13 protein-coding genes are annotated in these 14871 nt (G+C 47.6%); 4 read left to right on the forward strand and 9 right to left on the reverse strand.

Features of this window, described 5'->3' with window-relative positions:
- Nucleotides 1-84: 84 nt before the first annotated feature.
- The 5 genes from ACUUJN_RS25215 to kduI form a co-directional block, all read right to left on the reverse strand.
- Entirely contained in the window at nucleotides 85-1236 is a 1152-nt protein-coding gene (locus ACUUJN_RS25215) for a winged helix-turn-helix domain-containing protein (RefSeq protein ID WP_484669046.1), read from the reverse strand.
- Nucleotides 1217-2455, reverse strand: a complete 1239-nt coding sequence (locus tag ACUUJN_RS25220; RefSeq protein ID WP_071558082.1) for a CynX/NimT family MFS transporter — start codon at nucleotides 2453-2455, stop codon at nucleotides 1217-1219. The genes ACUUJN_RS25215 and ACUUJN_RS25220 overlap by 20 nt, the downstream gene beginning before the upstream one ends.
- 247 nt (nucleotides 2456-2702) lie before the next feature.
- Entirely contained in the window at nucleotides 2703-3479 is a 777-nt protein-coding gene (gene kduD, locus ACUUJN_RS25225) for a 2-dehydro-3-deoxy-D-gluconate 5-dehydrogenase KduD (RefSeq protein WP_028540798.1), read from the reverse strand.
- A 49-nt stretch (nucleotides 3480-3528) separates the two neighbouring features.
- Nucleotides 3529-4173, reverse strand: a complete 645-nt coding sequence (locus ACUUJN_RS25230) for a bifunctional 2-keto-4-hydroxyglutarate aldolase/2-keto-3-deoxy-6-phosphogluconate aldolase (RefSeq protein WP_025683172.1) — start codon at nucleotides 4171-4173, stop codon at nucleotides 3529-3531.
- Between the two features lie 78 nt (nucleotides 4174-4251).
- Entirely contained in the window at nucleotides 4252-5082 is an 831-nt protein-coding gene (gene kduI / locus ACUUJN_RS25235; RefSeq protein ID WP_023990866.1) for a 5-dehydro-4-deoxy-D-glucuronate isomerase, read from the reverse strand.
- A 340-nt stretch (nucleotides 5083-5422) separates the two neighbouring features.
- Here kduI and ACUUJN_RS25240 point away from each other — a divergent pair, with 340 nt between their 5' ends.
- Nucleotides 5423-6379 (forward strand): sugar kinase, encoded by a 957-nt coding sequence (locus tag ACUUJN_RS25240; protein WP_034095119.1) that lies wholly within the window; start codon nucleotides 5423-5425, stop codon nucleotides 6377-6379.
- 181 nt (nucleotides 6380-6560) lie between these two features.
- Here ACUUJN_RS25240 and ACUUJN_RS25245 read toward each other — a convergent pair whose 3' ends face one another.
- Both ACUUJN_RS25245 and ACUUJN_RS25250 read right to left on the reverse strand, forming a co-directional pair.
- On the reverse strand, nucleotides 6561-7574 hold the full coding sequence (locus ACUUJN_RS25245; RefSeq protein ID WP_484669047.1) for a LacI family DNA-binding transcriptional regulator: 1014 nt from the start codon (nucleotides 7572-7574) through the stop codon (nucleotides 6561-6563).
- 223 nt (nucleotides 7575-7797) lie between these two features.
- On the reverse strand, nucleotides 7798-9207 hold the full coding sequence (locus ACUUJN_RS25250) for an MATE family efflux transporter (RefSeq protein WP_023990870.1): 1410 nt from the start codon (nucleotides 9205-9207) through the stop codon (nucleotides 7798-7800).
- A gap of 357 nt (nucleotides 9208-9564) precedes the next feature.
- Between ACUUJN_RS25250 and ACUUJN_RS25255 the strand changes: the two genes are divergently transcribed.
- The 3 genes from ACUUJN_RS25255 to ACUUJN_RS25265 all read left to right on the forward strand — a co-directional run bounded on the left by ACUUJN_RS25255 (nucleotide 9565) and on the right by ACUUJN_RS25265 (nucleotide 13062).
- A complete protein-coding gene (locus tag ACUUJN_RS25255) occupies nucleotides 9565-10572 on the forward strand; it encodes an acrylyl-CoA reductase family protein (RefSeq protein WP_264454415.1) in 1008 nt (335 codons plus the stop codon).
- 284 nt (nucleotides 10573-10856) lie between these two features.
- On the forward strand, nucleotides 10857-11417 hold the full coding sequence (locus ACUUJN_RS25260; RefSeq protein ID WP_254348404.1) for an RNA polymerase sigma factor: 561 nt from the start codon (nucleotides 10857-10859) through the stop codon (nucleotides 11415-11417).
- Nucleotides 11377-13062: a DUF4179 domain-containing protein gene (locus ACUUJN_RS25265; RefSeq protein ID WP_484669048.1), complete on the forward strand. Its 1686-nt coding sequence runs from the start codon at nucleotides 11377-11379 to the stop codon at nucleotides 13060-13062. Before ACUUJN_RS25260 ends, ACUUJN_RS25265 begins: the two co-directional genes overlap by 41 nt.
- 108 nt (nucleotides 13063-13170) lie before the next feature.
- On the opposite strand, the gene ACUUJN_RS25270 is transcribed toward ACUUJN_RS25265, so the two are convergent.
- Both ACUUJN_RS25270 and ACUUJN_RS25275 read right to left on the reverse strand, forming a co-directional pair.
- Nucleotides 13171-13995, reverse strand: a complete 825-nt coding sequence (locus ACUUJN_RS25270) for a carbohydrate ABC transporter permease (protein ID WP_068939060.1) — start codon at nucleotides 13993-13995, stop codon at nucleotides 13171-13173.
- Nucleotides 13995-14861 carry a carbohydrate ABC transporter permease gene (locus tag ACUUJN_RS25275; protein WP_069290633.1) on the reverse strand — a complete coding sequence of 289 codons (867 nt, stop codon included), beginning with the start codon at nucleotides 14859-14861 and terminating at the stop codon, nucleotides 13995-13997. Before ACUUJN_RS25275 ends, ACUUJN_RS25270 begins: the two co-directional genes overlap by 1 nt.
- Nucleotides 14862-14871 lie beyond the last annotated feature (10 nt).

A 14871-nucleotide genomic window follows, 5' to 3' on the forward strand; every position in this document is an offset into this window, starting at 1 on the left:
CACCCTGCTCTCATTTTCAGCTTCTTTAGCAATAAGAACATTCTAGCGGGTCTATATCAGAGGAAAATCAGACAGCTAAAAACATCAGACGACAGAAAGTGTTTGTTCCAACCAGCGCCTTAGCGCTGGACGATGCAGTGTTAAACTGTTATCCCGGTCAAGCCGATCATATTGAGCCGCATATTTCTCTTCCAGCATGGGATAGGAGCCGCAAAGCTTCAAAAAACTGCGGATTTGGCAGATCGCCTTGATTTTTAGCAATTCCTGTTTAGCCATATCAAGGGTGTCCAGCCCTTCATCCATGAGCCGCTCGGCGTTGCCCACATCTCCAGTACGTAAAAGCATAAGTCCGCGCATCATGCGATAACGGCCCAGTTCGCGTAAATACGGAGCCTCCGACAGCATGCCTTCCAGACGATCAGACAGTTTCGCAGCCTTTTCCATATGATTGGAAGCCAGATGCATGTACATCTCCATCAGTGCAACAGGCATCACAAATTTATCGAGATCATCCCGCTCCATGACCCTCAAGGTCAGTGGTAGACCTTCCTGTGCGCGTTCAGGTTTTCCATTTTCCACATAAGCCTCCAGGATGTTGAGAATGCGTAATTCCCGTTCCTGATCACTGGACAGTAGCCTGCTGGAAAGCGCACACTCACATAGAGCAAGCCCCTCATCCGTCACCCCTGCTGTGCACATATATAGCAGCAGCATCCAATACAATCGGTCTGCGCGTGTAAAGTCCTCCCGCTCCAAGAACCAGGACACATCCGCCTGTACAAAACGGGTATACATTTGATAAAAGACAGACAATTCAAAACCCATCTGCTCCTGCTGGGCAGCCAGCGCTACGATGGAATTCCCCTGCCCCAACAGCTGGTATTTCCGGAATAGTCCATGTACGGCGTCCTGCACCTCCTGATCGTGCAAGGACGGATGATTCTGTGGCTGCACGTCAGTCAAGGTCAAGCTGTAGCCATACCCTCTGACCGTATGAATACGGAGCACATCCCATGACTTAAGTTTTTTGCGCAATCTGTAGATATGATCATCCACCGTACGCTCCACCGGATACTCCAGCGGCCACACACGATCCAGCAGTTGTTCCCGGGTGAACACCTGATTCCGGTTATCGTACAGAAAGCGCAACAGCGCAAACTCTTTAGCCAACAACATAACACGATCTGCATTACAGATCACACTGTAACCGTCTGCATCAAATTGCAGTCTGATCATCCACCTCGCCTCCGACATATCGTTTCTTGGCTGCACCTAGCCCTATAAACATAAGCAGAACACTCAGGCACAAGAGCAGCAGCAGCGGAATTGTCCAGCCTTGTGTCGCATCATGCAAATAACCGAACAGTGTCGGCCCGGTCGCTGCTAGCAAATAACCAAAGGATTGCGCCATACCAGACAGCTCTGCTGCCTGCTGCGGTGTCCGCGTCCGCAAATTAAAGAACATCATCACTAACGGGAAAGCAAAACCACCCGCTATACCGATACAAATGACCCAAATCACACTCCACTGTGTAGCTCCAAGCAGAAATCCACCCAGACCGATAAAATACAGCGCAGCCATAATCAGAACCAATACCCGCTGATCCTTCACCCGTGCCGCCCAAATAGGCACAATAAAGGTAAATGGCATTTGCGAAAACTGCAGCACAGATAGCATCCATCCCGCAGTCTCTGAATCCATTCCCTGTCCGCTCATCATTTCTGGAAACCAGGCGGCAGGAACATAGAACAGAGCAGATTGCAGCCCCATAAACAGCGTCACCTTCCAAGCCAAAGACGATGTATATACATTCACGGTTCGGGCAGACACTGCAGCTTTATTGGCTGTTTTGCGTGCCTTAAGGAGCTGGGGCACCCAGAGTAAAATACCTACGACACCCACAATCGCCCATATTCCCAAAGCACCTCGCCAGCCCATACCTCCATTTATAGCCAGCGGTATACTCAGGCCAGATGCGGTTGCTGCGACCACATTCATGGATACTGAGTATACGCCGGTCATTAGTCCGCTGTTGCGAGGAAACTCCTCTTTGATCAGACTGGGCAGTAACACATTACACACGGCAATAGCCAGTCCCAACATGGCGGTCCCGACAAATAATGCGGTCACCCCCAGCGTTGAGCGCACCACAATACCTGCGGTCAACAACAGCAAGGCTGCAAAAATAACAAGAGACGACCCGAAGCGGCGCGACAGTTTGGCTACAAAAGGCGACAACAGGGCAAAAGCCAGCAGCGGCAATGTCGTTAATAGGCCACTCAGTGTATTCGAAATATGCAAAGAATCCTTAATCAAACCGATAAGAGGTCCTACCGAGGTAATCGAGGCGCGCAGATTGGCACCTACCAGAATGATCCCTACGGCAAGCACCCAAGGACCGGCATGCCACAAAGATTTGTATACCAAAGCTCGTTGGTGTTGCTGTGAACTCATCTCTCCATTCTCCAATCCATCTGTATTATGCTCAAAGGCTCCAACCAAGTGTACGGCTGGAGCCTAGCAATTTTTATCTCATTAAATTATAAAGGCATTCGTGCCATATGCATAGGACGGATCGACACAGCGCCCCAAGTCTTCAAGTTCACCATATAGCTTCATTGAAAAAATAAAAGCTGCCTGAAAGGATAGTTTCCTTTGGAGGCAGCTTTCAGTTCATAAACTTCGATGCGACCAGCGCTGCTTAACGTACCAACCAGCCGCCGTCCACCGCCAAGATATGACCGTTCATGTAGTCGGAACCCTGACTGGCGAGGAAAACCACAACTCCCATCAAATCAGACGGATCGCCCCAACGACCCGCAGGAATACGCGACAAGATTTCTTGATTGCGACTTTCATCCGCACGGATTGGAGCTGTATTTGCCGTAGCAATATACCCCGGCGCAATCGCATTAATCTGAACGTTATGAACTGCCAGCTCGTTCGCAAATGCCTTGGTCAAACCAGCTACCGCATGCTTGCTCGCTGTATACGGCGGAACGAATTTGCCCCCCTGAAAAGCAAGCATAGAAGCGACATTGATAATCTTCCCGCTTTTTTGCTCTACCATTACCTTTGCCACTTCCTGGCTCAGATGATATACGGCATTGAGGTTGATCTCCATGACAGCGTCCCAATCCTCATCTTTATACTCCAGCAGAGGGGCGCGACGAATCGTACCTGCATTGTTTACAAGGATATCAATTTTACCGAATTCATTGACGCATTCTTCTACAATTTTTTTAATGGATTCTTTTTGCGTCAGATCCGCCTCATGAAAGACAACCTTCACACCTGTAGGTTCGAGCAGACGTCTTGTTTCTTCATAATCATCATTGTTAGCTACAATGAACAGGTCTGCACCCGCTTTGGCCAAAGCTACGGAATACCCTTGACCCAAACCACTGTTGCCTCCTGTTACAATCGCCGTTTTACCTTTTAGACTGAAAAAATCCAATGAAAAATTGTCCAGACCCATGTCTACGCCTCCATCACAAATTAGTATAAAAACCTATATTTCCTGAAGCCTACAGCGCTGCGCGTACTTCCTTATATTTAGCTACATAACGTGCTGCATTTTCTGTGATCAAGTCGTAGCGACCTTCCTTGGCTGGAGCCGTCAAATTACCCCCAATTCCCACGGCTACACATCCATTACGCAGCCAGGTTTCCATATTGTCCAGATCAACGCCACCGGTTGGCATAATCTGTACATGAGGCATTGGACCTCTGACGGCCTTAACAAAGTCCGCTCCCATTGCACTTCCTGGGAACAACTTCACGACATCGCTACCCAATTTCATGGCTTCCTTAATCTCATTCAGCGTCATACAGCCGGGCATATAAGGAATCGCGTACAAATTGCATAGCTTCGCTGTTTCTTCTTCAAAAGAAGGACTCACAACAAACTCTGCTCCGGCCAGAATAGCAATTCTCGCCGTCAGTGACTCCAATACTGTTCCTGCACCAATCACTGCCCGATCTTTAAATTCGTCTCTCAATCTTCGAATGACCTGATCCGCATCCGGCGTCGTAAATGTAAGCTCAATATTATCCAAGCCGCCTTCAATGCAGGCTTTAGACATGAGATATGCTTCCTCCGCCGTGTTTCCCCGAATGACTGCGACGACACCTACTGAAGTGATATGTTCCAAAACTTTCTTTTTCGTCATGTTCCTGATCCTTTCCACGAATGGGATGACCATGTACCTCAGCCGCTTGCAGGTCTACGCTCCAATACACTGATCGGATTAACGCAACTCGCTCATGGCAACCTGATCCATGTCTTTGTATGTTTTATTTTCACCGGCCATGCCCCAAATGAAGGTATAGCTGCCCGTAGCCGCACCGCAGTGGATAGACCAAGGTGGAGAAATAACGGCTTCATCATTCTTCATCACCAGATGGCGCGTTTCGTTCGGTTCACCCATCAGGTGGAACATTCTCGCATTCTCATCCAGTTCAAAGTAGAAATACACTTCCATACGACGGTCATGAACATGTGTCGGCATGGAGTTCCACACACTGCCGTTCTCCAACGTCGTCATCCCCATAACCAATTGGCAACTTTGAATGCCTTCATCATGGATAAAGCGACGCAACGTACGGTTGTTGGCTGTTTCCTGCGAACCCAGACTTTCAGACGGTACATCGGCAAAAGACTGCTTTGTCGTCGGATATGTGGTATGAGCCAGGGCCGAAACGATATAAAATTTTGCAGGCTTTTCACTGGAATCGCTTTCAAAGATCAACTCCTTACCACCTTTACCTACGTAGAGACAGTCTTTTGTGGCCAGCTCGTAAGTTTCACCGTCCACCTTGACCGTACCGCTGCCCCCGACATTAAAAATACCCAGTTCGCGGCGCTCCAGGAAAGTTTCCGCTTTGATTTGATCGTTACCTTCCAGTGCAACAGATTTATTCACGGGATAAATGCCCCCGATAATGACACGATCTTCATGCGTATAGACCAGCTTTACCTCCTCAGGTACAAACAGTTCCTGGATCAGATAGTGCTGACGCAACTCTTCAGTCGTAAAATGCTTGGCATGTTCGGGATGAGTTGAATAACGCATTTCCATAAAAACATTCCTCCTGTTTAGATAAACTTTTTTATCAACGGAATTGTTATAAAAGCGGTTTCTAACTCTACTTCTTAGCTAGAATTGTAATAATTATCTAAGAGGGTGTCAACCCAAAACTTCACTATTCCTAGAAAAACCCTTAATACACACGAAGTTTTACACGATTTTCACCTTTTGATAAACAGAATCGAATTGTTTTATCTATATTACCCAAAAAGTTTTTAGCAAATATATCAACTTCATCATTGTGAAAAACCGATTTATGTGATAATTTCAATTTATTCAGTTGGTGCATGCGCTTACAGATTAAGTTTACTAAACATAAGGAGGAATACAAATGACCGCAACATTGGATGCTGTTACCTTCGGAGAACCGATGGCCATGTTTTATGCCAATGAAGCAGGCTCTCTGGATGAGGTGCGTTCATTCACCAAAGCGTTGGCCGGGGCAGAGACGAATGTTTCAGCCGGTTTGGCGCGTTTGGGTCTACGGGCGGGACTCGTGACCAAACTCGGCGAGGATACGTTCGGCAAGTTCATTGCTAGTGCGCTACGTCAAGAAGGGATCGACACCCAGAACGTCATGTTTACCAAAGACCACTCTACCGGCATGCTGATTAAATCCAAAGTTACAAGTGGGGACCCAGAGGTGGAATACTTTCGCAAACATTCCGCCGCCTCCACACTAAGCATCGCTGATTTTAACGAGGCTTACTTTTCCGGAGCTCGCCATCTGCATTTTACAGGTATTTCTGTCGCCCTCTCCCCTGAGTGCCGTGATTTCGCACGACATGCGCGGCAATTTATGAAAAAGGCTGGCAAAACCGTATCCTTTGATCCGAACCTCAGACCCAAATTATGGCCTGACACGCAAACGATGGTGGAGGCGATTAACGAAGCATCTGAGGGGTGCGACTGGCTTCTACCCGGCATTCATGAAGGTAAAATATTGACAGGCTACACCTCACCGGAGGATATCGCTTCGTTCTACCTCGATCGCGGCACCTCGCTGGTCATCATCAAGCTGGGAACCGAAGGCGCATATTACAAATCCGCAGATGCTGAGGGATACGTCAAACGCTTCCGTGTAGAGCATGTCGTGGATACCGTCGGTGCCGGTGACGGATTTGCCGCAGGCGTTATCAGCGCGCTGCTGGAGGGCTTGCCCCTGGCAGAAGCAGTCAAACGCGGAAATGCCCTCGGCGCACTGGCCGTCATGTCAGCCGGAGATATGGACGGCTATCCGACACGAGCCGAGCTGGAATCCTTTTTGCTCAGTGCCAGCACGAATTAGTCCGGGTTTATTCCCCGCATAACCTTCACCGCTATAAGCGCAAGCTCAACAAGGCCGAATCCAAAGTCAGCCTTAACTTCCAATAGCCCGTATTCGCGTTTGTACGATCTGAGCAGCATACGCATACTCAGATCGTACAAAGGAATACGGGCTATTTTTCTAATATATGACACATTGCTCGTTACAGCATTTTGACGGATTCTCCCCGATTGATATCCGGCACAAATCGGTAAATAATCGGAACCGATTCGCCGCCTTCCTCAATGCTGGACAGCAGTGTTTTTGCCGCCTGCTTCCCCATATCCGCAATCGGTTGCGTAATAGTCGTAATCGGCGGATTGTAAATATGGGCAAACTCCGCATCGTCAATCCCGATAATAGACAACTCCACCGGAATGCGTATACGGCGGGCATTCACATATTTCAGCGCCTCTGCTAGCACAATATCATTCCCGGCCAACAGCGCAGTCGGTGGCTCTGGCAGCTGGAACAACTCCTTCAGTGTCTGCTGGATTTCTTCTCTCGGCACACTGCGCATATACTCTTCTCGAAATGGCAAGCCATGCTCCTCCAGCGCCTTTTTGTATCCGCTGAGCCGCTCCACCCGTGGAGTAATCCGATTCAAGCCAAGCGGCAAAGTAATCAGCGCAATTCGCTCATGTTTGTGAGCCACAAGTTCCTGAATCGCCAGCTTAATCGCCATTTCGTTATCCAGCAGCAGGCTGCGCGTATTCACCCCGTCTACCAAACGGTCCAAAAACACTAACGGATACTTTTCACGAATGAGCTGGTTGTAAATATCTGCATGCTTGCCTGTCGGGAAGATGATCAGGCCGTCCACCTGCCGAGCCTTGAGCATCTCAATATATTGGCCCTCCTTGTCCGGGTTTTCATCGGCGTTGCAAATGATCACCTGAATGCCAAAACGCTGCAATTCCTCCTCAATCGCACGGATAGACTGGATCGAAAGGGTATAGTCAATGTTGGCTACAATGACCCCGACCATAAACGTCCGGTTTTGCTTCAAGCTGCGAGCCAGCCCGTTAGGCTGATAGTTCAGCTCTTGAATAACCTCGGCAATGCGGTCTCTGGTCTGGTCGCTCATATATTTATATCGTTTGTTCAGAAATTGCGAGACAGTGCTTTTAGACACTCCTGCCTTCTGGGCAACATCTTCAATCGTCGGCTTCTTCATCGGTACACTCCTTGTCTTTCATGTACTGCGTTAGTGCAACAAAAGTATATCTTTTTTTTAGTAAATTTACCATACTTCTATTTATGAATGCCATTATGATATAAGTCGAACTTCAAAGTTGCCTATCTGCCACCGTGTAGAAGTATGGTTCTCCAGCAGCAAAAAGAGGCAGCTCAAGATGTTCTCTTGAACTGCCTCCACGTAACCATAAATACTGCTCGGATCAGTGTGCCGGAACGGGCGTTGCAGACTGATCTGGTGTATCGTGCTCGACCAACGCATGCTTTTCCCATAATCGGCTTTTCCAGCGGGCATACATGATGACAGCACGAGTCCATTCATCAGCAGCAATCGCCAGCCACACGCCGGCGAGCCCCATGTCCAGCTTGAAAACAAGCAGATAACCAAGCGGCAAGCTCATGCAGACCATGGAGATCAGGCCCATAAAGACCGGGAACTTCGCATCTCCAGCAGCACGCAACGAGTTAATAATGACGATATTCGTTGTCCGGCCAGTTTCTAGCAGAATGCTAAGTAAAATGACCTGTGCTCCCAAACGAATAATTTCAGGGTTTTCCGTGAACAAACCAAGCAAGGGAACACGGAAAAAGATGACCACCGCATCAATAATCACGGTCACGAGCAACGCCCATTTCACACTGGTCAGTACACGTTTATAGGCAGTATCCTTCTGTCTGGCTCCCACGAGCCTTCCTACCACAATAGCCGTACCCATACCGACTGCCATACTGAACAAGTAAATATAGCTTGAAATATTATTCGCATATTGACGTGTCGCCATTGCTTCTGCGCCCAGATAAGTCACGTACAGTGTGAAGATGAGCTGACACGACTGATACATAATGGACTCCAGCGCGGATGGTACACCAATGCGCAATATTTTAGAGATGAACTTTTTGGACAGTTGGACGTAATATTTCCACTCGACACGAACCTCAGTGACCCGGTACATCAGCCAGAAGAAGATCAAGAGACAAATAAAGCGGCTACCTACTGTAGAAATAGCAGCACCCTCTACTCCAAGTGCAGGCATTCCCCAATGCCCAAAAATCAAAACATAGTTGCCGACCACGTGGATCACGTTCATAAAAACCGATACATACATCGTTTCTTTGGTAAAACCATGTGTACGAATGGTCGCCGCCAGCGCATTAATCAATGCTTGAAGAAAAATGGCACCCCCGACGATGCTCATATACGACTCCGCGTAAGCCAGAATCTCACCCTGGACATTCAGCCATTGCAACATGTGCGTACCAAATACAAGAAAAATTACGCTAAGTAAAAGACCTACCATCAAATTCAACGTAATGGCCGTACCTGTAACCTGGGCCGCTTCAACTAGTTTCTTAGAACCGATATATTGAGCTACGACGATAGCAGCGCCGTTGCCGATAACCTCCAGTACAAGGATGGCAATTGAAATAATTTGATTGGACGCGCCCACACCCGACACTGCATTATCAGATACAGAACTGATCATGAACGTGTCGACGCTCCCCATTAGCATAAACAGAAACAATTCAAGGAAAATAGGCCATGTTAAACGGAACAAATTCAGTTCCTTAGCTTCGGACAATACCGAACCTTTTTTTAGTGCTCTGGTTGTCATTCATTCACCTTTCTTCATAGATTTATTTAACGATCAAAAGGTATGTTAGCACAGTCATTCTGAAAATACATCCCGTTTACGTAAAATGATTTGCAAAATGCGTAAGAATTCATTTATCACTCTCTTTATAATTGATTATCGAACTTTATTGAAACAGAATATTGAAAGAATATACCAGGAATCTGGTCTTTTCGACGTAATTATGAGCTAAAGAGTATAATAGAATACGAGCCTGTGAGCATTGCCGCTGACAGGTTGTGAAGATTGTTGTATGCTTCCTAAGCATAATTTGTGAATTAAAGATGGAATATATAGGACATTCATAGGGTTAAAAGGTAATAAAGGAGGCTTTTACAGATGACTCAATCATTTCAAGCTCTTGTCGTCGATCAGACGCAGGACGGTGAAGTTCAAGCAGAGGTACGTTCTCTGGAAGCTAGCAGTTTACCTGCTGGAGAAGTATTGATTCGTGTCGCTTATTCCAGCATCAATTATAAAGATGGGCTTGCTGCCCACAAGGATGGAAATATTGTCAAATCCTATCCGTTCGTACCAGGCATAGATTGCTCGGGAACCGTCGTCTCTTCGGAGGATAGCCGCTTTAGCGAAGGACAAGCGGTGCTCGTTACCGGATACGGGCTGGGTGTGTCTCAATTCGGGGGATTCAGCCAATATGCACGTGTGCCTGCGGACTGGGTGGTTCCACTTCCAGACGGACTCACGCCGAGAGAGGCGATGATATTCGGGACAGCTGGATTCACCGCAGCCCTGTCGTTATATCGGCTGGAGCAAAACGGCGTTACTCCGGAGCAGGGCAAGGTACTCGTCACCGGAGCGACGGGCGGCGTAGGCGGGGCAGCCATTGCCCTGCTGAACAAGAGAGGCTATCATGTCGTAGCCAGCAGTGGCAAGGCTGATGCTCACGATTACCTCAAGGCGCTCGGAGCAGCCGAGGTCATTTCCCGCGAGGAGGTCTACGACGGTGCGGAGAGCATCCGCCCGCTGAGCAAGCAGCTTTGGCAAGCGGCTGTTGATCCTGTAGGCGGAAAGCCGCTCGCTTCGCTGCTCAGCCAAATCGCCTACAATGGCTCTGTAGCCGTGAGTGGCCTGACGGCAGGCACCAAGCTGCCTACGACGGTGCTGCCGTTTATTTTGCGGGGCGTAAGTCTGCTGGGCATAGACTCTGTCTTCTGCCCATACGACACCCGCGTAGCGATCTGGAAGCGACTCGGCAGCGAATGGAAGCCGGAGCGGCTGGAGCAGCTCGTTGAGCGCGAAGTCGGATTGGCTGACCTGCCAAGCGCGCTCGAAGACATCCTTGCAGCCCGCTCGCAAGGAAGAACGCTAGTACGACTGGTTGACTAAGCGAGTAGGTCCGCAAGCTAATCCGTTGACGCGGTTTCGCGTGAAGGAATGTTCATTCCGTAAGCTCTAGCTTCGGAAAATGTAAGAAGCCTGTAAATCTGCATTTTTTGAGATTTACAGGCTTCTTTTCGTTTATTGCTACTTCCTTATCCATAGATGAGCAAACAACATAGATACATCATGGTACATTTGAAGCAGACGGTTTACTTTTCGCAACCAAATGAACCTTTTGAGGACCTCAGTTGTTATATAGATAAACTGCACGAGAAAGGAGAGCACATTCATTGGAGAGTAATCGAGAGTTGTTTGATTTGTATCAACGAGATGTATACCGAACCTGCTACTACATGGTACATAATGCATCGGATGCAGAGGATTTAACACAGGAAGTGTTTATCATCCTGTTTCGCAGCAATCGTGAACAGATCGAACAACTAAAAGCCTGGATTATGAAAATTACGGTCAATCATTGTCTGAATTTCCTTAAACGCCAGAAAAGCCTGCATTTGAAGGTATCGGCTAATCCCTATCGATTTAGCGGGGCGGAAGGTAAGCCTGTAGACAGGCTGGTGGAAGAACGCGAATCGGCAGAAGAATGGGCCGTTTATATGAATCGTCTTCCAGCCAAAATCCGCGCTGTGCTGACACTCCGCTATATGCATGATTTCACGCTGGCGGAAATATCAAAACTGCTGGAAATTCCGCTGGGAACCGTCAAATCGAGGAATCACAAAGGGCTAAAGTTAATGGAGAAAATACTGCGGGATGCAGGTGTACAAATTCCCGAGATGGAAGGAGAGAACTATGAACAACATAGAAAAGGCATTGAAGCGCAAGTTAAATGATGATTCGGAAATGGCCTATCCTGACTTCGATGAGATGTGGAACCGGATGGAACAGACAGGGCATACTGCCCCTACGCTAACCGACACTTCCGATTCATTCCCTCCGCACCGACACAGAAATTGGCGCAAAATAGCTATCGCCGCCTCTCTGAGTGCACTTCTCGTTGCCGTTCCCGTCTATGCCGCCATCCATTATAATTGGGGCGATCTGCTGCACGGAAGAAGCGGCATACAGACGGCACTAAATCAAGACCTTGGACAGCCGCTGGAGCAATCCGTAACCAGAGACGGAGTGAAGCTGACGCTGCATACCGCTATTGTCGATGAGAACCGGACCGTGATTCTGTACAGCTTGGAGGTCGGAAAACGCGCAGACAACGAGTTTTGGAATGTCAAAGGCGTATCACTTAAAAGTGCTGCGGGGAAAAGCAGTGCGGGCGAGTATAGCTTTCAACAATGGGACGAGAAAAACCAACGTTATAACGGCTACTTTGAAAGCGATTGGACACCGCAGCAAGAAACAGAGAACGTGCGACTGACCGTAGATCATATTGAGCTCACCAGCGTTCAGGAACTGGAATTGCCGCTCGATATCAAATCGCCTCAGATGCAGACGTTCAAGCTGGATCGTAACGGCTTACAAGATTTGAAGGTACAGGTATTCGAACAAGGGAAGGATAAGCTAATGCTGTCCTCGGCAATTACCTTCGATTCGTCCAAGCCGAAGGAATGGGACAATCCACAAATCATTGCCTACAAAGGTGGAGAACCTGTGCGGCCTCAGCCTGGAGGAGCTTTTGGTACACCCGGAGAGAATGGGGAATACACAGCCCAGCAGTATTTTACTAAAGCAGATATACCGGAAGGACAGACTACTTTCAAACTGCAATATGCGCAAACTGAGAAAAGTATAAATGAACCCATAAACCTTGATCTGCAGCTAAGCAAGAAGAAAATGGAAAGCGGAACGATTAAAAGCGTGCTGAACACCCCATTGGAGAACGGCAATCCGAATTTTACGCTAGAACAAATGATTGTCACACCTACACAAATCCGTGTCACGATCAGAAGCGAAAAGAAATTCGCCATGTTACCTTATCAAAAATACTTTCTTTCTGTGAACGGCACAACGCTGGAGGGTAGTCGTTGGTCTTCACCTGATCAGGAACACGATCTGAACACGATTCGTTTTGAACGACCGTCCAATCTTGTGATTACCAAGGACACTCCCATTACTTTTACAGGCAAATACAAGGTTACGACCCATTCGGATGACAAAACGTCACAGCGTTTAACTGATATTTCTGAGTCAAAGCAGACGCTAACGACACAAATCGGTGGCTATCCTGTGAAGTGGACTTACTACAAACAAGGATCAGACTTATTCGTAGAAACCGAAAGCGAGGATGCTCACTTTGGAGGGATTAACCAGACGCATATTGGCCTGAGTAAAGAACGGATTATCGGCAAGCAAATCACAGCCAATTTCGCCGGAGACGGCAATAACAAGGCAGTGGATGTCTACAAGAACTTCATAGGGAAGGAAGCTTCTATCTATATGTTCTACTATACAACGGACGACCCAGAAGCAGAGACAACTGTACCCTTGCAGCCTCTGACAAGCAACAGCGAAGCAGCTAAATAGCAATGCTATAAAAAGAGGGTCCTCTATGCCTGTGTGAACCGTGGTATAGGGAACCCCTTTTTATTTTCCTAGTAAGGCACAGTCTGCCTGAAACGATTGACTCACGCCCTACTTCACAGAACCTTGCGTAACGCCATTGATAATCCATTTTTGTGCAATCAGATAGACAATAATCATCGGCAGCAAGGCCATCAGGTACGAAGCAAAAGCCAGATTAAAGTCAGTATTGAACTGCCCCTGGAACACATACTGAACGAGCGGCAGTGTATACTGCTCTGCATCGCTGATAATAATGAGCGGCAGCAGGAAGTCGTTATATGTGGACAGACAAGTGAGAATTCCCACCGTAGCACTAATCGGCGCCATCAGCGGGAATATAATGCGCCAAAAAGTACCCCATGTCGTCGCACCATCTACCGTGGCTGCCTCTTCCAATGCCACCGGAATGGAGCGAATATAACCGACATACACGAAGACATTAAACGCCAAACCATACACCGTATGCAGCATAATAAGACCCAACAGATTAGTCATATGAAGGCCCGAGGCCAGTTTTACAATCGGCAGCATGATGATCGGGAACGGTATAAACATGGCGCTCACAAAGTAAAAATATAATCCCTTAAAAAAGCGTCGCTGCATATTACGGGCAATCGCATAAGCGACCATCGAATTGGTTAGCAAAGTGAGTATGACCGTCGATGTCGTGACCATCACACTGTTCTGAAAAGCGCTGAAGAAGTTGGTCATTTCTACTGCACGACTAAAATTTTCCCAATGCAGCTCGGTCGGAAAGGCAAAGGCGGAGTGCGCCATCTGTTCGGGATTTTTAAGGGCTATCGTTACCGTCATATAGAGGGGAAACAGGATAAATATTGTCCCCAACGCTACCAGAAACAGCACAGGCCAGTTGGTACGTCTGCTTGTTTTCATCAGTTATCCATCTCCCTTCTCTGGAGGAATCGCAGCTGTAAGATGGAAATGATCGCGATCACAATAAAGTAAATAACAGAGTTAGCCGACTGATAAGCAAATTCTCCGCCTTTAAATCCCCCGGTGTATATCAGGTGGGAAATCGACTGGGTGGCCCGACCCGGCCCGCCATTCGTCAAAGCCACGATCTGATCGAACACCATCAGGGAATTTTTCATCGCCAATACCATATTGATCGTAAAAAATGGAGCAATTAACGGAAAGGTAATGCTCCAGAATTCGCGCCATTTACCCGCACCGTCCAAATTGGACGCCTCATACAGACTTGTCGGAATGGTTTGCAGCCCGGCCAGATAGAGAATCGTATTAAAGGCAATCCCCTGCCATACAGCTACGATGACAACCCCCACCCAAGCCAGTTGTTCGCTGCCCAAAATGTTCGTCGACAATGAGGTAATACCTAAATTTTGCCCCCAAATCGTAAACACGTTCGAGAACAAGTAATTGAATATGTAACCCACGATTAGCACGCTCAAAATATTAGGCAGAAAATAAATACCGCGGAAAAAGTTACGAAACCGTATTTTAGCATTCAGCCCTAGCGCAATCAGCAAACTAAGGATATTAGTCGCAATGGTAACCACAATCGCAAATTTAAAAGTAAACCAGTAAGCGTTCCCCACATTGTCGTCCTGAAACAAATTAATATAGTTCTTAAACCCGACAAAGTGATACTGATGACCAAAGCCGTTCCAGTTCGTAAGCGAATAATAAAAGCCCTGCAAGGCAGGCAAGGTCAAAAATACAAAAAACAATAGCACCGCTGGCACCGTCATCCAGTAAAAAGTCGTTAGTCGCTTATTCATGTCTCCTCCT

This window comes from Paenibacillus sp. LRG-1, from assembly GCF_057220305.1.